The sequence below is a fragment of the Kosakonia sp. S42 genome, from assembly GCF_016624785.1.
Lineage (GTDB): Bacteria > Pseudomonadota > Gammaproteobacteria > Enterobacterales > Enterobacteriaceae > Kosakonia > Kosakonia cowanii.
Genome location: NZ_JACVTW010000080.1, coordinates 1 through 969 on the forward strand (window position 1 = coordinate 1; position 969 = coordinate 969).

The following is a 969-nucleotide window of genomic DNA, read 5'->3' on the forward strand; positions in this document are numbered from 1 at the left end:
AATGGAAGTTGAGCTACTAAAAGAAGCTGTCGATATTGGCCGCCAAAAAAAGTGGATAGCGCATGTACCCTTGTTGCCAGAGGATGGCGAATAAGCTTCGTCAGCCGCTGCCTTCGGGTCTCACGTGCGCAGCTTCATACCCGGTTAAAACGCCCGGACGGCTGGCAGGATCGCCGACGAAAACGTCAGCCGGATGATACTGATGTTCTGTTGCGGATACATGCCGTCATCGGTGAGCTACCCACGTACGGCTATCGGCGGGTATGGGCTCTGCTGCGTCGTCAGTCAGAAGCCGAAGACCTTGCAGCCGTGAATGCCAAACGTGTTTACCGCATCATGCGCCAGCACGCATTGCTGCTCGAACGAAAGCCGTCCTTACCCCCTTCAAAACGGGCGCATACAGGGAAAGTGGCCGTTGGGGAAAGTAATCAGCGATGGTGTTCTGACGGGTTCGGGTTCCGCTGTGATAACGGTGAAAAACTGCGTGTGACGTTCGCACTGGACTGTTGTGATCGCGAAGCGCTTCACTGGGCGGCCAGCACCGGTGGGTTCGACAGTGAAACGGTACAGGACGTCATGCTGGGTGCGGTGGAGCGTCGGTTCGGCAGTGGTCTTCCGGGTTCGCCGGTGGAGTGGCTGACGGATAACGGTTCGTGCTACCGGGCGCATGACACACGGAAGTTCGCCCGAATGGTAGGACTTGAACCGGGAAACACGGCCGTGCGTAGCCCTGAAAGCAATGGAATGGCAGAGAGCCTCGTGAAAACGATGAAGCGCGACTATATCAGTATCATGCCGAAGCCTGACGGGTTGACGGCAGTGAAGAACCTTGCGGAAGCGTTCGAACACTATAACGAATGGCATCCGCACAGTGCGCTGGGATACCGCTCGCCGCGTGAATACCTGCGGCATCGGACCAGTAATGGGTTAAGTGATAAAAGGTGTCTGGAAATATAGGGGCCAATCCAA

General features: G+C 56.2%; 1 pseudogene. It reads left to right on the forward strand.

The annotated features are described in order from the left end of the window. Positions 1-957 (forward strand): annotated as a pseudogene (locus IAE50_RS25630) (IS3 family transposase); the annotation flags it as partial. Positions 958-969 lie beyond the last annotated feature (12 nt).